Below are 14,176 nucleotides of genomic sequence, written 5' to 3'. Positions count from 1 at the left end.
GAGGAGGGATGACTCATGAGCGATGCCGACGCCGAATCACCGTCCGTCCGGGCCGCGGCCGCCCTGGCCCGCACCGCCGACTGCGCGGTCCCGCCGCCGCAAGCCTTCCGGAAAACCCCTTACCAGGGCATACGGGACGCCGAACTCGACGCCGAGGTGGCCGGGTTGGAGTCCCTCCTGGAGGAGCTGCCGGAGTCCGGCGCGACCGGGGCCCGCCTGAGGGCCAGACTCGGGACGCTCCGGTCCGTCAGATTCGTCCTGGAGGGAGCCCCGGAGGACCGGGAGTCCGCCCTGGCCCTGCTGCAGGAGGCCCGGGTCTCGGAACGGCTCTCTACCGAGGAGCGCACGGCCGCCTCCAGGAGTCTGATGCTGCTGCTCGCCTTCCGGGCGGCCCCCCTGAAGCAGGCCATGGACGGAGGCGGGGGACTGACCGTGGACCTGGTCAGGGCGATGGCGGGAGCGGGTCTTCCGGAAGACCGGGGAGGCGACGGGACGCTGGAGGACATGCAGCTGCTGCTGCGGTTGGGGGCCGAGGGCGGCCTGCTGGCCGAAGCCCCGTTTCCCCAGGAGGACATCCTGCAGCTCGCCGGTTTCGTCACGGATCCGGAGAAAGTCGAAGACCCCGGCGCGGTGGCCGAAGCGGCGGAGGTGGTGCGCAGGAGCGCCGGTCTGCTTCCGCAGCCGCTGCGTCCTCTGCTGGATGGGGCCCTCTCGATGCTGGACGTCTTCTCCGGCCACCCGGCGGAGCCGGATGTGCCCGAGCGACCCGGGAGCCTGTCCGGCGACCTTGCGCAGACCGCGCTGCAGCTCATGGCGACGGTCGGGGTGTCGGACCCCGGATCGGTCGGCAGTGGGGAACTGCGGAAGGTCATCGAGCAACTGGGCGGCGGACCGGAGGCTCCGCCGTCCTCGCGCATGCTCGCCGCCATGCTCCACATCGCGGAGGGGATGCGCACCCGTGACAGGGACGCGTTCCGCTCGTCGCTGCGCATCCTGCGGCAGCTCGACGAGGCGGGCGAACTGCGGGAGCCGGCCGACAGGGAGTGGCTCCGGGCCGTCACCGCGGGCACATTGGAGGTGGCCGCGGCGACGGGCGGCAGCCTCCAGGACGAGGAAGCCGCCATGGCCCTCATGGAGAGGATGCTCTCCCGGGCCGCTCCGGACAGCCCCGAGCTGACCCAGATGAGGGTCGGGGCCGCCTGTCTGCGAATCAGGAACGGTCTGACCGCCGCGCAGGAGAGCCGGGACGTCGGGGCCGTGGACACGCTGATCGAGGAACTCCTCGATCTGGAACACGAGCTTCCCGAGCGGTCGGTCTGGGGCGGCGCCCTCATCCCGTTCATGCTGGGATTGGCCCATCTGACCCGTGCCTTCCTCACCGGGGACGTGTACGACGCCCGCAAGGCCGGGGTTCACATGGAGGAAGCCCTGGAGGCCCCGGTGGAGGTCCCGGCCCTCCGCGATCTGCTGGACTCGGGCTGGGCGGCGGCGTTCTCCCTCAGCGGCGCACTCGAGTCCGATCCCGGCCGGATCGCCGAGGGGGTCCGGCGTACCCGGTCCGTGCTGGGAAGAGCCGGGATCACCTTCGACTTCGAGGCCAGAACCCGTAGCGCGGTGGCGATCGGACTGAACTCGCTGTACCGCCTCACCGGCGACACCGCGGCCCTCGACGAGGCCGCCGGGGAGCTGCGCAAGGCCCTGGCCGTCCTCCCGCCCGAGGGCGCGCCCGGCAGCGCGTCCCTGTACTGGGACCTCGCGTCACTGCACGCCGACCGGGCGGCCACCCGCCCCGGCGCACCGGAGGCGGACGGGGATCTGCTGGCCGCCGTGGCCGCCGCCCGCGACTCGCTGCGTGCGACCGCCGCCGACGTGCTGCTGCAGCTGGGCGTGCGGCACGGACTGCGCGTGGCACGCCAGGGTGCCGACCACGGCTGCACCGCCGCCTCCTGGGCGCTGCGCGCGGGCCAGGTGGACGAGGCGGTCGCCTGCCTGGAGGCCGGCCGTTCGCTGGTGCTGGGAGCCGCAGCCGAGTCCAGGGGGGTCGCCGACCGGCTCGACGCCCTCGGCGCGGCCGACCTCGCCGCGCAGTGGCGCGATGCCGCTCCGCCGCAGTCCGTCCGGCGGGAGGAGACCGAGTCGCCCCTGGATGTCCTGTACGCGCTCACCGGCGGCGCCCCGGGGCTCCCCGGCGACGTCCGCGCCCGCGCCCTGGAACTGCTGCGCGGGCGGGAGGGCCTCGCCGACGAGCAGCCGCCGTCCGAAACGGTCGCCGGGCTGCGCGCCGGTCTGGCGCGGACGGGCGTCGACGCCCTCGTGCACCTGCTTCCGGGAACCGGCACGGAGAACGGCGCGCTTGTCGTCACCACCGCCGCCGGGCCCGTCCGGGCCGTGTCCCTGCCCGCGCTCTCGGAAGAGGGGCGCGAAGTGGTCGACGTCTTCGTCCGGACCGGAGCGGAGCGGCAGCGTCTGCTCGACACGCCGTTCGATGCGGTGTCGCCGCAGGAACGGAAGCGGGCCGACAGACGCCGTCACCAGGCATTCGAGGAGGTGTGCCGGTGGGCGGGGGAGGTGCTGTCCCCCCTGCTGGACGCCCTCGGGCTGTGGGAGCGCGCTCTGGCCGAATCGGGACTGGGCGCGGAACCGGGCGGCGGCGGGACGGAGCCCGAAGCGGTGCGCCTCGTCCTGGTCCCGTGCGGGGACCTCGGCGTGGTGCCCTGGCCGGCGGCGGTGCTGCGCCCGCCGTCCGGACTCGCCGGCCCGGACACGGTGCGGGCGTGCGAGATCGCCGTGATCTCCCATGCCGCCTCCGGCCGCGAGTTCCTCCGCTCCTCGGCCAGGAGCCGCATGAGTCCGGGAGAGCGGCCCGCGCTGGTCTACCACGGCGACGACAGGCTGGCCTGGGCCGAGGAGGAGGTCGGGCTTCTGCACCAGGTCTACTACTCCCGGGCGGACCGCTACCTGGACGAGGACGGCGCTGCCGGGCCGGCGACGCCCGAAGCGGTTCTGTCGCTGCTCGGCGGCCGTGCCGAGGCGCCCGCCTCCATGGTCCACCTCTCCTGCCACGGCGTCGCCGGCCCGGACCCGACGACCTCGGCGCTGAGACTGGCCCCCGCCGAGGAGAGCGGGGAGACGGACCGGCCACTCACCCTGGCCACCCTGCTGGAGGCCCCGCACGACGGTGAGGCCTACCGCTCCCGCGGCCCCCTGGTGGTGTGCGGGGCCTGCGAGACCGACCTCACCACCCGTGACCACGACGAGGCCCTCACCGTCACCTCCGTCCTGGTCCACCGGCTCGCGGCCGATGCCGTCGGTGCCCGCTGGGCGGTGGACGACGGGGAGTCGGAGATCCTGATGCTGGTGCTGCACGACCGGATCACCGCGGGGCTGGCGCCGCCGGACGCGCTGCGTGCCGCCCAGCGCTGGATGCTCACCGAGCCCGGCTGCCGGTTCCCCGTCCGCGCCCTGGAGAAGGTCCGCCCCACCCGGTGGACCAGGGACTTCCGGGACACGGACACCTGGGCCGCGTTCGTCCACCACGGCAACCCGGCGGGAGGAGCCAGGCCGTGACACCGAAGGAACTGATCGCGCTGCTGCTGGCCCATGGCGAGTCCGTGGCCGCGGTACTCCGGTACGACGAACGGGAGGAGGTCGCCGGCGCTCTGCGCGAACTGCGGGCGGCGGCGGGCGACGGCCACGCCGCCCGGGCGGCCCGCGCCGCCCGCCGGCTGCGCAGGGCGCTGTCCGCCCTCCCACCCGAACACCCGCTCTGCGAAGTGCTGGTGGGCCACCGCTACGCCGGCGGCGCCGGCGGCCGGGAGCTGCCCGCCCCCGCCGCCGTCGACACGCTGCTGGACCTGCTCGACGGCCCTCCCGCGGATTCGGGCCCCGAACAACTGCTGAGACTGGCCAGGGAGCGCCTGCTCGCGGCTCCCGCCCTCACCGGGCGGGAGCGCCGCGGACTCCTCACCGGAGAGCGGGGCGACGCCGGCCTGATCCGGCTGCCCGATCCACGCTCCGGCCCGCGCTACCCGCGTTTCCAGTTCCGGCCCGGCACGCTCGAACCACTGCCCGTCGTGCTGCGCGTCAACGGGATCCTGCGCGCCGACGTGGATCCCTGGGGGGCCGCTGACTGGTGGCTGGGCGGAAACAGCTGGCTCCGGGGCGTCCCGGCCGAACTGCTGGGGGATCTGCCCGACGCGGAGATCGAACTCGCCGCCACCGAACTGGTGGAGGCCGGCTGATGGCGCTGCAGATCCCGCCCGACGGAGTCACCATGGAGCCGGTCCTCACCGTGCTGCCGGCCGGCACCCCCCTGTGGCGCCTCCACAGCGGCCGTTACGGTCCCGCCGAGTTCAACCCCCGCCTCGCGCACGGCTACTTCAAGGGCAACCGCTTCGATGCCATGGAGCCGGACGGATACCCCTACCTCTACGCGGCCCTCGAACCGGTGGCCGCCCTGGCCGAGGTCTTCCTGCGGTCCAGGGAATTCGAGAACCGGACCGCCGTCCGGATGATCCCCTGGGCGCAGGCGTCGCAGTACCGCCTCTCGGCCGTACGCACCGCGGCCGACATCACCCTTGTCGACCTCACCACGGCCGAGGGGCTGGCCGCGGTGTGGCAGGACGAGTGGCTGGTGGACTGCGAGGAGCGGGAGTACGGCAAGACGCGCTACTGGGTGCAGCTGATCCGCGGGCACAGCGCCGCGGCCCAGGGCCTGTGCTGGACCTCCAAGCGCTGTCGGCCCCGCAGGGCCCTGCAGTTGTTCGGTGACCGCTGCGTACCCGGGGCACTGACCCGGGCCCCGGAGGAGAGCTACCGCCTGGACTCCGCCACCGACCTCAAGGAGGTCAACCGGCTGCTGGGGCCGCTGCGCGCGCAGGTCTCCGTGCCCGAGGGCCTCGGAGGCTGACGGGCGTGGCGCGGCACCCGCTCCGCCGCGCCCCTTCGGATCCGGGGCGCGGTGGGGCGGGTGCCGGTCGTCTCGTCCTCTCCCTCTCCCCGGGGGAGCCTTCTCTAGAAGGCCGGCTCCTGCCGGGTCGCCGGCAGCAGAGGCCACATGCCGGACAGGCGCATGGCCGCCTCGGTCACCGCGGGATCCGCGGCTTCCAGGCTCACCCCGTCCAGATAGGCGTGCGCGGCGGCCTCGTAGAGGTCGCGGACCGCCCGGGCGCGGTCCTCGGCCGCGGCTCTGCGCTCCTCCCGCCGGGCCTCGGCCGTGTCCGCCGTGCTCTGCGCCAGCTCCGCCTCCACCACGCTCAGTTCGCGCTCCCGCAGCAGTCCGGCACGGCGTTCCACCGCGGTGCGGTACGCGTTGAGGTGGGGGTGTTCCCTGCACAGCCCCAGCAGGAAGCCGATACCGCCCGAGAGCAGGAGCAGGGCGACGAAGAGCCAGGTGACGGTCTGCGGCGCCAGGTCCAGCCGGTCGATCAGGCTGGTGGACGCCGCGCCGTCGGCGCCGGGAGCGGTGAAGCCCTCGGGAACCCGGGGTGCCTCGGTGTCCTCCTCGGTCTGCATCACGTACCTGGCGCGAACCGTGCCCAGCAGGGAGGCCAGCGCGGCCCACACGGCCAGCAGGAGGAACGCCGGAACCCAGGCCTGCCGGACGGCCCCGGTCTCCGGGCGCCGCCGCAGGACGTGTCCCGCCAGATGCGGCAGGAGCACCATCAGGATCGCGGAGGAGACGGCGAGCATGCCCGTCTGGGCGTCCGCGCTGATGCTGCCGATGCCGTGGAAGGGCTGGTAGGCGACCCAGTAGATGGGCACCTCGACCGCGAGGATCACGCCGAGCAGGGCCCAGGTCATCCAGCCTGGGATGCCGGGCCGCTTGTGAAGGCCCTCCCAGGCGCGGGCCAGGCCCGCCTCGTCCGTGTCCGGGGTGTTCCCCGGGGGATCGGAGCGCCGTGGCGGTTCGGGCGCTCCGTGCAGGGTGACCCAGTCGGGATCGGTGTTCGCCTGCCGGGCTTCACCGGGGTCCGGTGCGGCGCCGTCGCCGGACCCCTGGGGGGCGGGGACCTGTGTGGAGGGGTCGGGGAAACGGGCGCGGATCCACCGCTCCTCGAGCCGGGTGCGGACGGAGTCCCGGAAGCGGCTCCACCGGGACGCGCGCATCGCCAGCAGGTCCAGCTGCCTCGTGGTGGTGGCGATCTGTTCCTGTGTCTCGGCCAGCCGCCGGTCGATCAGCTCGGTCTCCCGGCGCAACCGCTCGGCCTCGGCCTGCGCGTGTGCGTCGTCGAACCTGCCTTGTTCCTCGGCATGGTGCGCCTTTTCGGCGATCTCCCGGATGACCCGGTCCCGCACCGACGCCAGTTCGGCGAAGTGGGGGATTCGGTCGTCGCCGTGGAGCACCAGGGGGTCCAGCGCTCCGTGCCCGGCGGCCTTGCGGCCACGTCGGCGGGAGGCTTCCAGGAGCTTCTGCTCGGCGCGGCCGTCCAGCACCAGGGGGCGCCCGGAGCTCGGCGCCGAGGGGGCGCCGCGGAAGTGCGGGGTGCGGGACTGGTTCCGGCGGCCGGCGGCGGACAGGGCCGGAAGCCGCCGCCTCCTCGGCCGGGGCGGCTCACTTGTAGTCGTAGTGGACACGGGCCTTGGCCCTCCCTTCGAGAACCTCCGTCCAGAAGGCCTGGAAGTCCTCGGCCTCGCCCGGGCGGGAGTCGTAATGCATGCCGAGGCCGACCGGGTAGACGTCCATGCCCTTTATGGCGGGCATCCCCCGCTCCTCCACCAGGGAGTCGATGGTCTCCTCCCGCCGCCGGGCGGTGGAGAGATCCGCCTGCGAGATCCTGAAGTCGGGGTCGGTCTGGGCGAAGTCGCTCACCACCAGCAGCTTGGCCGCGGGCCCCTTCGTGGGCATCTCCTCGCCGATGCGGTCCAGAGCGCCCCACACATCGGACCCGCCCTGCGTACGCGCGCACTGGAGCTCTTCGAGGGCACGGCTCGCCGCCGTGGTGCGTGCGCGGCCGCGCCGGCTCTCCCGGTCGGTGGTCTCCTTGCGCGGAGGGTCGAGATCGACGCGCTCCACCCGGCAGGATGAACTCTGCGACGACCGTGTGATGGGGGCGAACTCGACGGCGCCGCAGCCCTGTTCCTCGAGGAAGGGCAGAAGGGTGCTCTTCAGCTTGGCCTCCGCGTCGAACCCCTTCTCGTTCGAGGCGCCCGATCCCGACCCGTCGATCACCACTCCGCACGGGGTGGTGAGGGGATCGGGCTGGGAGGTGCAGGAGACCAGGACGGTGAGCAGCCCCAGCGCGGGAACCAGGGCGGCCGTGCGGCGGGCGCGGTGCCGGCGCCGGCCGGCGTGGACTGAGCTGTGCACGGTGACCTCACTGTTCGGCGGGGCTGTCATCCCCGCCTGTCTCGATGCGTGCGGGTGCGGTCGGCGCCGGCCTTCTGGCCGTCGAGGATGGCCAGCGCCTGCCGGAGGGCCGGCCGCTGTGCGGCCGGGGCGCTTTCGGGCTGCTCGTACCAGCAGTCGGTGTCCAGCCAGTCGTCGACCCGGTGCCAGGTGGGGTCCAGACGGATCCGGCCGGGAAGCCACCGGGTGGGGCGGCGCTCCGCCGAACCGGCCGTCACGCCCTCCTGCGCCTGTCTGCGGGCCCGCTGCCAGGCGGAGTCCCAGTAGCAGGCGAGCAGCCAGTTGGCCCGGTCGACGAGTTCCTGTGCCATGACGCGGTGGACGGCCGCCGTACTGCGCCAGCGGGCTACCATCTCGCCGTACCGCGCCAGTGCGGCGGGGGCCGGCCGGCCGCGCTCGGAGTACTGGATGACGATGCACACCGATTCGGCCTGGATGCGTGTGCTCAGACCGCGGTTGGCAGCCAGCATGCGTGCCCGCAGCCGTGCGTTGCCGCGGTCGGCCCGGGCCCGGAGGCCCAGTACGTACGGAGGCAGGGGCGGTTCGGGCGGGGTGTCTGCCGCCCGGGCCTCGGCCAGGACGGTCTCCAGGTCCGCGGCATCCCGTCTGCCGTGGTGGCGGGCGAGAGGCGCGGAGAGGGGCCCGATTCCCGTTCCGCGGATGCGGCCTGCTATCCGGCCGGATTCTTTCACGCGAGAAACCTCCCTATCCATGCGGGGAGTTCGGATGAGATCCGTTGTGATGGTGGAGAGAGTAGCCCAGGGGAGGCGGGGCGCGAGGGTGGAAGAGGGGCGGAACAGATCGTTCCAGGGGGTGTTCCCGGAAAACGCCCGGACTTCGCCCGGGCGGCGCCCGGTTATCGGCGTTACCGCGATTGCGGCGGGACGGCCGCGCCCTCGATACTCCTTCCCGAAGCGACTGAGGAGATGTGATGGAGGCCAGGATCAGCGCAACGCATTTCCCCCTGGAGACCCTCGGCCCCGGACGGCGCCTCGGTATCTGGTTCCAGGGGTGTTCGCTGGCCTGTGCGGGGTGCATGTCGCGGCACACCTGGGATGCCGGCGGGGGGCGGGCGGAGAGGATCCCCGACCTGCTGGAACTGTGGGAGGCGGCGCTCGGTGGAGGGGCCGGGGGGCTCACCGTCAGCGGAGGCGAGCCCCTGGAGCAGGCCGGTGCGCTGGCCGAACTGCTGTCCGGCGCTTCCCGGTTGCGGGACCTGGCCTGCCGGAGGAGGAACGGATCCGGGGACATGCCGGACCTGCTCGTCTACACCGGTTACGAACCCGCGGAGCTGACGTCCGGCCGTCGGCGCGCGCTGCGCCATGCCGACGCGCTGATCACCGGGCGGTACCGGGCCGGGCAACCGACCCGGCTGGTCTGGCGGGGCTCGGCCAACCAACGGCTGAGGCCGCTGACGCCCCTGGGAAAGGCGCGCTACGCGCCTCACCTGACCAGGGAGAGCACCGGAGCACGGCTTCAGGCGGTGGTGAACGCCGGGGAGGGCTGCGGGGTGCGGCTCTACGGCGTGCCGCTGAGAGGGGAGCTGCGGAGGGTGGAGCGCGGTCTGAAGGAGGCCGGAGTGACGCTCAGGAGGCCGAGTTGGCGGCCGTGAGCAGCGTGGCGTGCTCGGGGTGCGGGGCCGCCAGGTACACCGACCAGCCCGGATCGCGCCGCAGTTCCTCCCGCACCGCCCAGAGCAGCCAGCGCGCGGCCGTACCGGCGGGCAGCCCGCCGCGTCCGGAGCCCAGCAGGGGGAAGCAGATGCTGGACAGGGACAGCCCCAGGGTCTGGCTCTCCTGTCTGGCCAGGGTGAACGAGGCCCGTACCGCTTCCGCGACCGTGGCGGGGGCGACATGGTAGTGATCGCTGCCCTCGACCGGTGTCGCCACGGCCGCGTGGTGGACACGGCGTATCCCGCGCCGGGCGAGCGCGCCCGCCGAGGTGCCCACCACCGTGCCCGGCCGTACGGGCAGCCCGGTCCGGCCGTTTATTCGCAGCCATACGGCCAGTTCCCGGGTGAGGACGTCGTCCACGATCTCCCCGGAGGAGTCCCGGATCGCGGCGGCCCTGCGGAGAGCCCCGGACACCGTGGGCCGGAAGGTCTTCGACATCTCCAGGTACACGTTCTCCGAGGAGACGAGGATGTCGATGTCGCCGGCGAGTTCGATCGGGCTCGCCAGAACCGTGATCCGCTCCTGCACACCGCGCGGGAGGCCGGGAGAGGAAGGTGGCTCGGGCGGCATCGCACCGGCGGCGGGAGCCGGCGGTGCGATGCCCGCCGTGGTGCCGGGCCCCGCGGGCCGGCCGACTTCGCGGGCCAGGGCGAGCAGGGCCGAGGCGAGTCCGTCCACCACCTCGCGCTCCTGGCTCTTGCGGAAGCGCTCGGTGCTCACGCCGTAGACGGCCGCGGCGGCCTTCCGCCGGTCGGCCGCCGCCACGCCCCGGCGCTCGGCGAACAGGCCGAAGGAGTGCGCGGCGGCACGGGCCAGCGGGTCGCACTCGGCGGTGTCGCGCAGCGGCCCTCCGCCCGCAAGCCGCCGGACGGCCGCGCCCAGCAGCATCTCCACACCCTCGAGTTCGTCGTCCGCCCCGGTGCAGAGGCCGGCCGCGGCCGCGACCCGGCGCAGGGCCTGCCGGGGGCAGTGGCGAAGCCGGGGCAGTCCGCGCTGTCTGAGGTGCCTCAGTTCGTCGACCAGGTCCCGGTGCGGCGGCAGGGCGGGTGTGGGATGCATGGGGTGCATGGTAATCCGGCGGTGGAAACGGGGGGAGGGCCGGCTTGGAAGTAAAGAATGTCTGTTCCCTTTGTTCGCACGCAATTCGAAAGAGGGTGCAGAGGGGTGGGAACCTCGGATACGCTCTGGCGCTCCGTGCCGATCAGCGATCGGAGAACGGGCGGAATTCCCGGAAGGGGGACGGTGTCGATGACCCTTCCCACTGATTTCCTGTCCTCCGAGGACGGTGGTTTCACCGATGCCCGCCTGAAGGAGACCAGGGATTTCACCGCCGCCGTTCCCCCGGGACTGGCGCGCAGGTTCTCCCTGCTGCGGGTTCTCCGGGAGGCGGAGACGCCCGCCCAGGCCGTGGTGCTGCGGGTCAAGGATCTGGAGAGCGCCACGCCCGATGTGCCGCTGGTGCTCAAGTGGTACCACCGCATGCACGCGCCGGACCGGGAGGTGAGCCGGGCGCTGCGGGAGGGGGAGTGGCCGCACATCGAGAGGGTTCTGGAGGCTGGCAGCAGTGACGGGCATCCGTACCAGCTCTGCCGTTCACACGGGGAGACCCACCTCGGCGACCATCAGCGACAGCACCCCGGCGCCATGCCGGCCCGCCGGCTGACGCGGCTCGTGCGCCAGTTGCATGCCGCCGTGTCGTTCCTGCACGAGCGGGAGATCGTGCACCGGGACATCACGCCGGACAACATCATGGCCGAGGGCCACGCGGACACCGTCGAAGTCGTGCTGATCGACTTCGGGGCGGCAGTGCACCGGCCCGACGACGGGATACGGTGGATCGACTGGAGAGGCAAGCCGCTCTACCTGGCTCCGGAGGCCGGGTCGCGCCTCCAGAGCGTCTCGGAGGCCATGGACTGGTGGTCGGTGGGCATGGTCACCGCGCAACTCGCCCTGGGACGGCACCCGATGGACGAGCGCGAGGACGAGGCGGTGCTCAACGCGCTCGCCACCCGTGACGTCGACCTGAGGGGAATCGGGGACCGGCGTGTCCGCATGCTCTGCGAAGGACTGCTGACCCGCGACCCGGAACACCGCTGGGGAGCGGTGGAGGTGGCGGACTGGCTGGACGGCGGATCACCGGCGACCGCGCCGCGCGGCTTCGGCACGCCGTCCGCGTCCAGGCCCGGGCCCGACGTCCGCCCGTTCACCTTCGTCGGCGAGGAGTTCACCCGGCGGGAGGACCTGGCACGGGCACTCGACCTCTATCACGAGGCCACCCGCCGGATGCTGGCCGAACCGGAGAACCGCGCGGTACTGGCGCGGTGGCTGGGGCAGTTCGAGACTGCCGGTGCGCACGACTCCGGGCGCGGCGCCCTCGCGGCACTGCGGGAGAGGCTGGCCGGCCCGCCCACGCCCGAACTCGTCGTCCGTCTGGTCAACTGGCTGGGACCCCGGCTCGAAGCCACCTGCTGGAGCATGCCGCTGACCGTCCGCGGCATACGGGAGCTGAGCGAACTGGCCCAGCGGGGCGACTCGGGCGCCCTGGAACTGGTCGAGCACCTGCGCGATCACCCGGAGATCCTGACCGCTTTGGCCGAACGCCCCTCTGGCCAGGGGCTGGACGCGGTCGCCGAACGCTGGCTGACCCATCGGCGCCGCTGGCCGCACCTGGTCCGGGAGATCCGCCGTGACCAGGAGGTCAACCGCCTGCACAGGGTCCGGCACGTCCTGAGGCAGACGGCCGCCCTCGACGCCGGACTCCTGGAGCTTGCCCGCGAGCCCGAGCGGACGGCCGCCCGGCTGGCCACCGAGACCCTTGCGCTGCGGGACGGTCTTCCGGTGGTCGTCCCCTGGTTCCAGCGGCTGCTGACCGTCCCCGGCGACCCCCTGCGGCTGCTCGCCGCCCGGCTCCTCGCGCCGGCGGCCGTCCGGGAGGCGAACGCCCGCCACGCCCGGATCCTGGAGGAGGAGGCCGAGCGGCTGATGGAGGAGGACCAGGACGGGGTGATCGCCGTCATGCGGCGCCTGGACCGGCTGCCCACCCTGGGCTGGGCGCTGGTGGGAGCGACGCTGCTCACCGCCCCGTGGTGCTTCCTCATCGGACTGGCGGACGTACTCGGCCGGGCTCCGCAGGAGGCGGTCGTCATCGGCTGGCTTCTCGCGCTCCCCGGAGCCGCGGCCGTCTTCGCCGCGGAACTGCTCACCGCGGTCTACATCGGCCCGCCCGCCTACCATCCCCACCGGTCCCTGGCGGGCCTGCTCGTCCGTACCGCCGAACGGCCCGCGACCGCCGCCCTCGGAGGATGGCGTGCCCGCATCCTGGCCGCCCTGTGCCTGACCGCCCTCTTCCTGCTCGGATTCGAGGCGCTCACCGCCGTTCCGTGGCTCTGGCCGGCGGCGACGGTGGCGGCGCTCGCCGGCTGGAGCCTGTACCGGTGCCACCGGTGGCGCGTGGAGAGGCGGGAGCGCCGGCGCCGCCCGGTCCCGGGACTTCGGACCCCGGGCCGGAGGGGAACGGTCGGCACGGCACACACGACACATACGACAGGAGCCGATGTATGAGCGCGGGCCTCGCCCTGCCCATGGTGGATCTGGTGGCGCCCGATGCGGCCTTCGCCCCGCCACCGTCGGTGGAACTGGGCGCCACCCCACACACCGGGGCGGTCCATCTGAACGAAACGGCCGACGAGGCGTCCGCGCAGCTGGCGGAAGCGGCCGGCGAGGCGCTGCAGCAGGCGGCCGACGCGGCCCTGACCGTACTCGGCACGCTCAGCGGGGCGCTGCTGGCCGGCCGCGCCGCGCTCGCGACCACCCGGGTGCTGGCCTCCGCCGCGGTACGGGCGGCCGGGGAGCAGCGCTGCCTGGAGCGCCAGGAGGAACTCTCCGCGCTGGCCGCGGAGCAGTGGCGGGACGCGGCGTTCGCCGCCGCCCGGGCCAACGCCCGCAGGACCGCACTGCTGGCCCGTGCCTCACGGGTCGCCCGGACCGCGCCGGGCGACCCTCCACCTCGTCCCGGCCTGCCGCCGCCGCTGAATCCGGCCGGCTCCGCCCTCGGCGACTTCCGCGGCGAACTGGCCTGCTTCGAGAGGGCGTTGGAGAGTGCCGAGGCGGCGCAGGAGGCATGGGAGGCCGAAGCGCTCACGGCCTCGCTGCGCCGCACGGACGGCGCGGACGACTGGCAGGACGCCATGCGGGTCCGCCGGGACGCCATGCTGCGGGAGCACCGCGAACGTGCCGCGGCGGTCGGCCGACGGGACTCGCCGCCCCCGGTGCCCCGGTCCGCCCGGCTCGGCGACGAGGCGGACACGGCGGCCTTCCTGGAGCGGGGCGCCGGAATCCTGGCCGCTCTGGACCCGCGGGCCGATCCGCGGATCGCCGAGCTGGCCGCGGAGGCGGTGGGGAACGCCACCCGCCACGCCGCCACCAACCCGCGCCGCGCCCGCCTCCATCTCAAGGAGGCCCGCAGGTTCGCCGAACGCGCGAACCAGAAGGCCTGGAGGCTACGGCAGGACGGGGAACGCGCTGCCGTACAGCTCGGCTTCCTGACCATGTCCCTGCCCGAGGACCAGCACCTGCCCGGCCGGGACCCGGAGGCGGAGGACGCCCTTCGGGGGTTCCTGGAGGAGGGTGTCCCGCTCAGCCCCCGGCAGCAGGAGAGAGTGCGGCAGCGGGTCGCGGAGCGGCACAGCGCCCTCGAAGCCCTCTACGTACGCGACCGGTGCGCCGACGTTCTGAACCGGCTGGCCCGGGACGCGGATGGGGAAGTCCATGTCGACCGCACGAGAAACGGCACTGTGACGCTGGAGTGGGCCCCCGAGGACTGGAGCCCGGAGCACTGGCTGAGGGCGACCCTGACGGGAGACGCCTTCCGGGTGGTCACCATGCACGCCGGGACGGGCACGGAACGGCTCCCCGAGGAGAAGGCGCTGGACGACCTCAGGTGCGCCCAGGCCCAGGAACGGCTGGCGCGGTTCGGAGAACTGGCCCGGGAACTCGGTCTCACCGTGCGGTTCGAGATGGAGCGCACCCACGGCGCGGTGGCCGGAACCCCGCTCGCCGCCCGCTTCGGTGAACGCGCCCGTCCCGACGACCACGCCCGCCCCGGGCACCGGACGGTCGACGGCGACGGCCGGCGCTGACCGCCTGTGCCCCGATG

At 73.7% G+C, this 14,176-nt stretch carries 10 protein-coding genes; 6 read left to right on the top strand and 4 right to left on the bottom strand.

From position 1 onward, the window contains the following. Positions 1-15 precede the first annotated feature (15 nt). The 3 genes from ACGRHY_RS00570 to ACGRHY_RS00560 are packed head-to-tail and all read left to right on the top strand — an operon-like array spanning position 16 to position 4,909. Positions 16-3,567, top strand: coding sequence for a CHAT domain-containing protein (locus ACGRHY_RS00570; RefSeq protein WP_394633404.1), 3,552 nt, complete (start codon positions 16-18; stop codon positions 3,565-3,567). Beyond that, positions 3,564-4,241 (top strand): hypothetical protein, encoded by a 678-nt coding sequence (locus ACGRHY_RS00565; RefSeq protein ID WP_394633403.1) that lies wholly within the window; start codon positions 3,564-3,566, stop codon positions 4,239-4,241. The genes ACGRHY_RS00570 and ACGRHY_RS00565 overlap by 4 nt, the downstream gene beginning before the upstream one ends. Beyond that, complete coding sequence (locus tag ACGRHY_RS00560; RefSeq protein WP_394633402.1) at positions 4,241-4,909, top strand: RES family NAD+ phosphorylase; 669 nt, start codon at positions 4,241-4,243, stop codon at positions 4,907-4,909. The genes ACGRHY_RS00565 and ACGRHY_RS00560 overlap by 1 nt, the downstream gene beginning before the upstream one ends. A 104-nt stretch (positions 4,910-5,013) precedes the next feature. On the opposite strand, the gene ACGRHY_RS00555 is transcribed toward ACGRHY_RS00560, so the two are convergent. The 3 genes from ACGRHY_RS00555 to ACGRHY_RS00545 are packed head-to-tail and all read right to left on the bottom strand — an operon-like array spanning position 5,014 to position 8,040. Next, positions 5,014-6,576, bottom strand: a complete 1,563-nt coding sequence (locus tag ACGRHY_RS00555) for a hypothetical protein (protein WP_394633401.1) — start codon at positions 6,574-6,576, stop codon at positions 5,014-5,016. Continuing rightward, the gene (locus ACGRHY_RS00550) at positions 6,554-7,339 is read right to left on the bottom strand and encodes a hypothetical protein (RefSeq protein ID WP_394633400.1); all 786 of its coding nucleotides are present in this window, start codon (positions 7,337-7,339) and stop codon (positions 6,554-6,556) included. Before ACGRHY_RS00550 ends, ACGRHY_RS00555 begins: the two co-directional genes overlap by 23 nt. Continuing rightward, positions 7,336-8,040, bottom strand: a complete 705-nt coding sequence (locus ACGRHY_RS00545) for a hypothetical protein (protein ID WP_394633399.1) — start codon at positions 8,038-8,040, stop codon at positions 7,336-7,338. The genes ACGRHY_RS00550 and ACGRHY_RS00545 overlap by 4 nt, the downstream gene beginning before the upstream one ends. Positions 8,041-8,279: 239 nt before the next feature. Between ACGRHY_RS00545 and ACGRHY_RS00540 the strand changes: the two genes are divergently transcribed. After that, on the top strand, positions 8,280-8,960 hold the full coding sequence (locus ACGRHY_RS00540) for a 4Fe-4S single cluster domain-containing protein (RefSeq protein ID WP_394633398.1): 681 nt from the start codon (positions 8,280-8,282) through the stop codon (positions 8,958-8,960). Here ACGRHY_RS00540 and ACGRHY_RS00535 read toward each other — a convergent pair. Continuing rightward, complete coding sequence (locus ACGRHY_RS00535) at positions 8,935-10,080, bottom strand: macro domain-containing protein (protein ID WP_394633397.1); 1,146 nt, start codon at positions 10,078-10,080, stop codon at positions 8,935-8,937. The genes ACGRHY_RS00540 and ACGRHY_RS00535 overlap by 26 nt on opposite strands. Before the next feature lie 189 nt (positions 10,081-10,269). Between ACGRHY_RS00535 and ACGRHY_RS00530 the strand changes: the two genes are divergently transcribed. Both ACGRHY_RS00530 and ACGRHY_RS00525 read left to right on the top strand, forming a co-directional pair. Beyond that, complete coding sequence (locus ACGRHY_RS00530) at positions 10,270-12,582, top strand: serine/threonine protein kinase (RefSeq protein ID WP_394633396.1); 2,313 nt, start codon at positions 10,270-10,272, stop codon at positions 12,580-12,582. Beyond that, positions 12,579-14,159 (top strand): hypothetical protein, encoded by a 1,581-nt coding sequence (locus tag ACGRHY_RS00525; protein WP_394633395.1) that lies wholly within the window; start codon positions 12,579-12,581, stop codon positions 14,157-14,159. The genes ACGRHY_RS00530 and ACGRHY_RS00525 overlap by 4 nt, the downstream gene beginning before the upstream one ends. Positions 14,160-14,176: the final 17 nt, after the last annotated feature.

The sequence above is a fragment of the Streptomyces shinuiensis genome, assembly GCF_043660855.1.
GTDB lineage: Bacteria > Actinomycetota > Actinomycetes > Streptomycetales > Streptomycetaceae > Streptomyces.
This window is presented reverse-complemented; position numbering and strand designations above follow the sequence as displayed.

Bases quoted from the DNA above. Each gene is read 5' to 3' on its own strand.
- ACGRHY_RS00570 (WP_394633404.1), top strand. From the start codon at position 16: ATGAGCGATGCCGACGCCGAATCACCGTCCGTCCGGGCCGCGGCCGCC.
- ACGRHY_RS00560 (WP_394633402.1), top strand. From the start codon at position 4,241: ATGGCGCTGCAGATCCCGCCCGACGGAGTCACCATGGAGCCGGTCCTC.
- ACGRHY_RS00550 (WP_394633400.1), bottom strand. From the start codon at position 7,339: ATGACAGCCCCGCCGAACAGTGAGGTCACCGTGCACAGCTCAGTCCAC.
- ACGRHY_RS00540 (WP_394633398.1), top strand. From the start codon at position 8,280: ATGGAGGCCAGGATCAGCGCAACGCATTTCCCCCTGGAGACCCTCGGC.
- ACGRHY_RS00535 (WP_394633397.1), bottom strand. From the start codon at position 10,080: ATGCATCCCACACCCGCCCTGCCGCCGCACCGGGACCTGGTCGACGAA.
- ACGRHY_RS00530 (WP_394633396.1), top strand. From the start codon at position 10,270: ATGACCCTTCCCACTGATTTCCTGTCCTCCGAGGACGGTGGTTTCACC.
- ACGRHY_RS00525 (WP_394633395.1), top strand. From the start codon at position 12,579: ATGAGCGCGGGCCTCGCCCTGCCCATGGTGGATCTGGTGGCGCCCGAT.